A 6165-nucleotide genomic window follows, 5' to 3' on the forward strand; every position below is an offset into this window, starting at 1 on the left:
TACGCTCCGGCCTCACCGGTGCGGGCCGCCGCCGCCCACGGCTGGGATCGCCATGGAAGGCCGCGATGGGCGCGGGCTTCCGGCAAACAGGAGCACCCCATGACCCGCGAACACGACGATACTGGCTACGAGCCCCCGCACGCCGCTTCCCCCACTGCGCATATTCTCAGCGAACTCCAGCTTTATGGCTACCATCCCTGCCAGGACGAACCCGACCCGCGGCCATTGCCCGAAGCGCCGCTGATCGCAGGCGCCGTTGCCGATATTTTCGATGCCTTTGCCGCCACTCTAACGGACACCCGCCTGGAGCCTGACCTCGAGGAATTGCTCTGGGCCACGGTCAATTTGTTCCACCGCGCCGTAGGCCGGATTGAGCGCGCGCTCGACGATAACGAGCAGGCGCAAAAACGCAGCCAGAAGGAGCAGGATGGCTCAGAAATACGCTCGGTTGAACTCGAACGCCTCACGGCCGAGGGGCAGACACTGCTGGAACGGCGCGATTGCCTGGAGTTCTTCCGCGACCAGGCCGCTGAGCAATTTGAGCGCCAAACACGTTCAGCCTGGCGCCCGCGCTCCGGATCGATGGTGAATCACCGCGCGCTGACAGCCGCACTCATCGACAGCCGCGACTTCATCGCCGCCAAGCGCCGGGCCGAGACCGAGCCGCTGCTGCCAACGGGGCCGAAAATCGCCTTCACCGGCGGGATGGAATTCAACGACCACAAGCTGATCTGGGACAAGCTCGACAAGGTGCACGCCAAGCACCCGGACATGGTACTGCTGCATGGCGGTAGCCCAAAGGGCGCTGAGCGCATCGCCGCCGCCTGGGCGGATGCGCGCAAGGTGACGCAGATTGCTTACCGGCCCGACTGGGCACGGCATGCCAAGGCGGCACCGTTCAAGCGCAATGACGCGCTGCTGGACGCGCTGCCGATTGGCGTTATGGTATTCCCCGGCACTGGCATTCAGGAGAATCTGGCCGACAAAGCCAAGAAACTCGGTATTCCGGTGTGGATTTTTGGCGGTGGGGGCGCATAGCCCTCACAACGCCGATGCGCCGCATTAAACGGCGGCACCTCATCCGGCGGGGCAGCATCCGCCGCCTTGCCCGCCATCGATCTGGATTGGTGGGCAGGGGACGCTGCCGAAGGAGCAGAATACGCAGCAATGCCCGGGCTTGGGCCGCAACAGGGTGCCGCATCCCTTGCACTCGTAAAAATACTGGCAGGCATCGGTCGGCATTGTCTCGGCCGCCTGAAAGCCACAATGCGGGCAGGTGATGGTTGATTCCAGGATCACGGGTACCTCACGCATAGAGATAGCCGATCACCAGCAGCACCAGCCCGGCGAAAAGACCGATTATCGTCATACCACGGACCATGGGCTTGGCGCATACAGACCCGGTTGCGCACGCTCCAGCAGGCTGACGCCACCACAGCAACCCAGCGCCCGCCGCAAGGCACAGCGCCGCCACGGCAAGCAGCAGTGGCCGGTGTGGCGCGGCGAACAGCGCGATCCCCGAGAGCCATGCCGAGCTGAGACCGGCCGTCGCCAGCAGGAATGGCAGGCCACAGCAGGAGGCCACGCCGAACGCGGCACCCAGGCCGCTCAAGGTCAGGAGTGTTGCGCCTGTATCGCGGGTGACACGACTGTTTGGGTTTGATTCGGTTGGGATTGGCGGCATGTTATGATCTCCTTGCGGTGGATGTCATCGGCTCGTAGCATCTGTAGTTACTACAGACTCAAGCCCTGAATTGAGGTGGCCGATGAACCGCGATGCCATGAGCCGGGATGACATGCCGATCGGAAATTTCTCACGCCGCACGGGCTGCGCGATCGAGACCATCAGGTTTTATGAAAAGATCGGCATTTTGCCGAAGCCGCGCCGGCGGGGCCGGTATCGTCTCTACGATGAAGCCGATGTGGGGCGGCTGGTGTTTGTGCGGCGGGCGCGAGAACTCGGCTTCACGCTTGATGAGGTGCGAGCACTGCTACTTCTGGCAGGCGCCGGGGCGCAGGCATGCGGTGAAGTGCGCGACCTTGCCACGGCACATTTGCAGGATGTGCGCAGGCGTGTCGCCGATCTGCGGGCCATGGAACGCGTTTTGACCGAGGCCGTGCAGCGTTGCGATGCCGGAGGTGAGGCGGCTTGCCCGCTGATAGAGACGCTGTCGGCGGCTTGAACACTGAGCCTCCCGGCGACACTGGGCGGGGATTCATCGCGGGCCTTTTACCCATTTTGTTCGGCGGAGCGGGAGCAGAAAAGGTGTTGGCCGTCGGCGGCATCGCCGGGGTTTGGCGAGGGGCGGTGCGTGAACCGGGGCGCACCAGTTGGTTGAGATTGTTCCCCCCACGTTGGAGCATGGCGACATTCGCCCGTGTTTAGCTTCGACACATCATGTGTTGAAGATGGTGGCGTTGTGGCTGGTGCGGATTTCGGCAGGACGGGTATGCATGTCTGTGAAACAAGTCCAGTTATTTCACCATTATTGTTACCGATTGCTCGCAGGTCCGGGTTTGCCGTTTATCTCCAGGTCTGCTGGTCGCCGCACCACGCGGCCTCTCAGTGGCTGATCTGACCGAAGGACGATCGCCTTCCTGCAATGGCGGCTTCCGGCTTTTTTCCCCGGCAGCGATGCTGCCTCCTCGCGGACGCTGCGCTCCAAAAAAGCCGGAAGCCGCCATCCTCCGCTGACGCTACGGCCGCAGGCGGTGCAGGCCGATCGTGCCCCCGGTCAATTGATCGCCATCGAGGCTGCGATGGTCGCGGGCTCGAAATAGCAAGGAGAATTGACGTGGCTACCATCGGAACCTTTAAGAAAGTCGGCAATGAATTCCACGGTGAAATTGTAACCTTGAGCGTGCAGACGAAGAATGTGCGCATCGTGCCGGAAGCGAACCGTACCAGCGATAACGCCCCCAGCCATCGCATATACGTTTCGAAAGCGGACCTAGGTGCTGGCTGGTCCAAACGATCCGCCGAGGGGCGGGATTATATCTCGGTCAAGCTGGATGATCCGAGCTTCAGCGCGCCGATTTATGCCAACCTGTTCGGCGATGAAGGCAGCGACGGGTACACCCTCATCTGGTCACGCAGCCGCAAACAAAACGGGGAGTAAGCCCCGCGACGACCCCCCGCCCGGCGATGCCGGGCGGGGGCGTGTTATAAACTTGACGGGAGCTTTTGGGGAATGTCGATATCAGCTGGCAAAAAGTCCAGGCACGGAGCACGCAGCTTTTTGAAAAAGCTGCACCAAAAACTTTTTGAATTGTCAGAGTAGACAGGTCATACTGGAACTCCTCATCAGAGATGACTTGCAAATATTGACGCCCAGTATCGGCCGTAAATAATTCAGTCGTTCGAAATTATTCCATAAATGTCCGCTACGCTGTTAACATCGGTTATTCCGCGGCTAGCATTGACGCTTCCGATAATAAGCAAGTCGGGCCGAAAGTCTCCTGGCCGTCGTAGGGCTACCAAGCGCGAAAAACAGACATATCAAACCGAAGATCGTGGCTCCAGGCGCGCCAAGGCGTAAGCGCCGACGATCGCCGCTGCGAAACCCGAGACCGCGCCGATGCCGAGAGACCACCGTGGCCCACAATGATCCGCCACCCAGCCGACTATTGGTGCGCCGATCGGCGTGCCCCCGAGTGCGACGCCGACACGCAGCGCCATCACCCGTCCGCGCATCGCCGGTTTTGTCGAAAGCTGCATCAGGCTGTTGCTCGTATTGGTCAATGTCAGGGCGGCCACGCCGATGATCACGAGCGTGCCAGCAAACAGCCAATAATTTGGAGCGAGTGCCGCCAGAGTGCAACCGAGTCCAAAGACCCCTGAACCCAGCAGCAATATGCCGAACTTTGCCTTACGCCGCCCCGCACTGAGCAACGATCCGGCAACGGTTCCGATCGCCATGATCGAGGACAGCATTCCGTATCCGCGGGCGTTGGCATGGAAGACCCTGACCGCCATGGTCGAGATGAAGATCGGGAAGTTCAGGCCGAAGGTCCCGACCAGGAACAGCATCACCAATATAGCCTTGAGGTCTGGGCGCCCCCACACATAGCGCAACCCTTCGATAAAGCTCCCCTTGGCGCGGGGCGCCCGCGCGTTCGGATGGAGCTCGGAGATGCGAAGGGACAGGAGGGAGATCAGCACCGCAGCAAAGGACGCACCATTGATCAAAAATGCCCAGCCGGTGCCAATAGCGGCGATGATCACGCCGGAGACAGCAGGCCCGATCATCCGTGCGGCATTGAACGAGGTCGAATTGAGCGCCACCGCGTTGTGCAGATCGACATCCCCGACCAGTTCCGCGACGAAGGTCTGACGTACGGGCGCATCGAACGCCGCCGCACTGCCAAAGAGAAAAGCAAAAATATATACGTGCCAGAGCCGGACGGTCCCCGTGACGGTGAGAATCCCCAGCGCTAAAGCGAGAGCACCCATCGTTGCCTGTGTAGCAATCAGCAGCCTGCGCTGGTTGAAATGATCGGCGGCAGAGCCTGTCCAGGGGAGTAGTAGAAACTGCGGCCCGAATTGCAGCGCCATGACCAAGCCGACGGCTGACGCGTCGTGATGGGTAAGCTGAGTGAACACCAACCAGTCCTGAGCCGTTCTCTGCACCCAGGTGCCCACGTTCGAGACGAATGCACCGGCGACCCAGACCCGATAGTTGAACCCCCGCAGAGACCGGAAGATGCCTGCACTCGGCGCTTTCACGGATACTCCGTCTGATTGCCGCCGTGGAAGCGGCCAAAATGCCGGGCCGAAAAAAGCGCGATCAAGAGTACGCCAGCCCCGCAGGCAAGGACGTCACTTGTGTTCCTCACTCCAAAATCACCGATCCGGAACACGAGGACATAGCCGGTGACGATGTTGAAAAAGCCCCACAAGACATTGACCGTCGACGAAGAAAGCCCTTCTCCGGGCGGTTGCGCGAATGGGCTCTGAAACGGCCTGCCCATCACGCCGCTGACGAGATGTGGAACGGCATTCGCAAGGAAGGCACCACCGAAAAAATACGATACGAAATCGAGCCAGAGCATGTCAGGGATTCCTCGCTGCAAGCAGGTCAAGGATGTTCTGGGTGGTGCCAGTTTCACCCAGCCGTGGAAACACGTTCGCAATGCTATAGCCGTGCGCCTCCAGGCGCATGTCGGTCATCGCGTCGATGGCGAGCGTCACGTTGAAACCGTGCTCATAGGCTTGGCGCGCGGTTGCCTCGACGCCAGTTCCGGTAGCCACGCCTGCGATCACCACCTGGGTGATGCCGAGCCCGTTCAACTGCGCTTTAAGGTCCGTGCTCGCGAATGCGCCCCACGTCCGCTTCGTCACGACGATGTCGTCGGGCTGTTGATTGAGCTCTGGGATGAGATCGGTCCACCCTTCGGGACGGGGGGCAGTTTGACGCGGCTGTTCCGTCCGGCCTGGCGCGCCGCCAGCGACGTTCACAAGCACCACCGGCAGACCGCGCGCGCGGAAGGCGCCGGCCAGCGCGCTCGCCCGCTCGATAATGCCGCCGATGGGGTGGATGACGGGCAGACCGACGATGCCCTTCTGCAGGTCAACGATGATGAGGGCCGTGTTGGGATCGAGCGTGGTCAGCGCCATGGGAATATCCTTTTGAAAATCGCGATAGGTTGCGCCCCACGAGCTCCGTCAGTCGCCGACGAGCCGCTTGAGCAATTCGATGGACGCCGCGAGTTCGTCTTGTTCCTCCGCAGACAGTCGTGCCTGGATGGCGCGGGTCAACCAATCCTGTTTTGCCGCACGCTTTTCCTGAGCCCATGTGCGGCACGCGTCGGTGAGCGAGAGGAGGGTCTGCCTTCCATCATTTGGGTCCGGCGCGCCGCCCACCAGCCCAGCGCCGTGAAGTGCTGCAATGACCGGCCCCATCGATTGCGGACGCATCCCTTCCGCGCGCGCCAGGCCCGCCGCTGTCGCCGGGCCGTTCTTCTCGAGGCGCAACAAGACGGATACCTGGGATGGCGTCAGGTCTCCCATATTTCCCTGTTCGCGCAGCCGGCGTTTCAGCTTGCTGAGCAGGGCACGAAGATCCTGCGCCAAGGCCGGGGCGCGGGTGGATTGATTGTCCTTCTGTTCAGCAGTCATGCCAGCTAGTTGGCTTATAATAAGTTAAACTGTCAAGTTAATCTGAT

The 6165-nt window shown here is 61.3% G+C and carries 9 protein-coding genes; 3 read left to right on the top strand and 6 right to left on the bottom strand.

Translation table 11 applies throughout. The features are described 5' to 3' along the window. Window positions 1-99: 99 nt before the first annotated feature. Window positions 100-1038, top strand: coding sequence for a DUF2493 domain-containing protein (locus tag T331_RS0116515; RefSeq protein ID WP_026440820.1), 939 nt, complete (start codon window positions 100-102; stop codon window positions 1036-1038). Between the two features lie 39 nt (window positions 1039-1077). Here T331_RS0116515 and T331_RS20575 read toward each other — a convergent pair whose 3' ends face one another. Both T331_RS20575 and T331_RS0116520 read right to left on the bottom strand, forming a co-directional pair. After that, window positions 1078-1314, bottom strand: a complete 237-nt coding sequence (locus tag T331_RS20575) for a GDCCVxC domain-containing (seleno)protein (protein WP_081822316.1) — start codon at window positions 1312-1314, stop codon at window positions 1078-1080. After that, entirely contained in the window at window positions 1307-1684 is a 378-nt protein-coding gene (locus tag T331_RS0116520) for a mercuric transporter MerT family protein (RefSeq protein ID WP_026440821.1), read from the bottom strand. The genes T331_RS20575 and T331_RS0116520 overlap by 8 nt, the downstream gene beginning before the upstream one ends. A gap of 82 nt (window positions 1685-1766) precedes the next feature. Between T331_RS0116520 and T331_RS0116525 the strand changes: the two genes are divergently transcribed. Next, window positions 1767-2183 (top strand): MerR family transcriptional regulator, encoded by a 417-nt coding sequence (locus T331_RS0116525; protein WP_244877002.1) that lies wholly within the window; start codon window positions 1767-1769, stop codon window positions 2181-2183. 612 nt (window positions 2184-2795) lie between these two features. Then, entirely contained in the window at window positions 2796-3119 is a 324-nt protein-coding gene (locus T331_RS0116530) for a DUF736 domain-containing protein (RefSeq protein ID WP_026440823.1), read from the top strand. Between the two features lie 380 nt (window positions 3120-3499). Here the strand turns inward: T331_RS0116530 and T331_RS0116535 are convergent, their stop codons facing one another. From T331_RS0116535 to T331_RS0116550, 4 genes are read right to left on the bottom strand one after another with little or no spacing between them, the layout of a single operon-like run. Next, a complete protein-coding gene (locus T331_RS0116535; protein ID WP_026440824.1) occupies window positions 3500-4726 on the bottom strand; it encodes an MFS transporter in 1227 nt (408 codons plus the stop codon). Further along, the gene (locus tag T331_RS0116540; protein ID WP_026440825.1) at window positions 4723-5052 is read right to left on the bottom strand and encodes a hypothetical protein; all 330 of its coding nucleotides are present in this window, start codon (window positions 5050-5052) and stop codon (window positions 4723-4725) included. The genes T331_RS0116535 and T331_RS0116540 overlap by 4 nt, the downstream gene beginning before the upstream one ends. Before the next feature lies 1 nt (window position 5053). Then, complete coding sequence (locus T331_RS0116545; RefSeq protein WP_026440826.1) at window positions 5054-5617, bottom strand: isochorismatase family protein; 564 nt, start codon at window positions 5615-5617, stop codon at window positions 5054-5056. A gap of 48 nt (window positions 5618-5665) precedes the next feature. Next, window positions 5666-6118, bottom strand: coding sequence for a MarR family winged helix-turn-helix transcriptional regulator (locus tag T331_RS0116550; protein WP_026440827.1), 453 nt, complete (start codon window positions 6116-6118; stop codon window positions 5666-5668). Window positions 6119-6165 lie beyond the last annotated feature (47 nt).

This window comes from Acidocella facilis ATCC 35904 (genome assembly GCF_000687875.1).
Taxonomy (GTDB): domain Bacteria; phylum Pseudomonadota; class Alphaproteobacteria; order Acetobacterales; family Acetobacteraceae; genus Acidocella; species Acidocella facilis.

Bases quoted from the DNA above. Each gene is read 5' to 3' on its own strand.
- T331_RS0116515 (WP_026440820.1), top strand. From the start codon at position 100: ATGACCCGCGAACACGACGATACTGGCTACGAGCCCCCGCACGCCGCT.
- T331_RS20575 (WP_081822316.1), bottom strand. From the start codon at position 1,314: ATGCGTGAGGTACCCGTGATCCTGGAATCAACCATCACCTGCCCGCAT.
- T331_RS0116520 (WP_026440821.1), bottom strand. From the start codon at position 1,684: ATGCCGCCAATCCCAACCGAATCAAACCCAAACAGTCGTGTCACCCGC.
- T331_RS0116525 (WP_244877002.1), top strand. From the start codon at position 1,767: ATGAACCGCGATGCCATGAGCCGGGATGACATGCCGATCGGAAATTTC.
- T331_RS0116540 (WP_026440825.1), bottom strand. From the start codon at position 5,052: ATGCTCTGGCTCGATTTCGTATCGTATTTTTTCGGTGGTGCCTTCCTT.
- T331_RS0116545 (WP_026440826.1), bottom strand. From the start codon at position 5,617: ATGGCGCTGACCACGCTCGATCCCAACACGGCCCTCATCATCGTTGAC.
- T331_RS0116550 (WP_026440827.1), bottom strand. From the start codon at position 6,118: ATGACTGCTGAACAGAAGGACAATCAATCCACCCGCGCCCCGGCCTTG.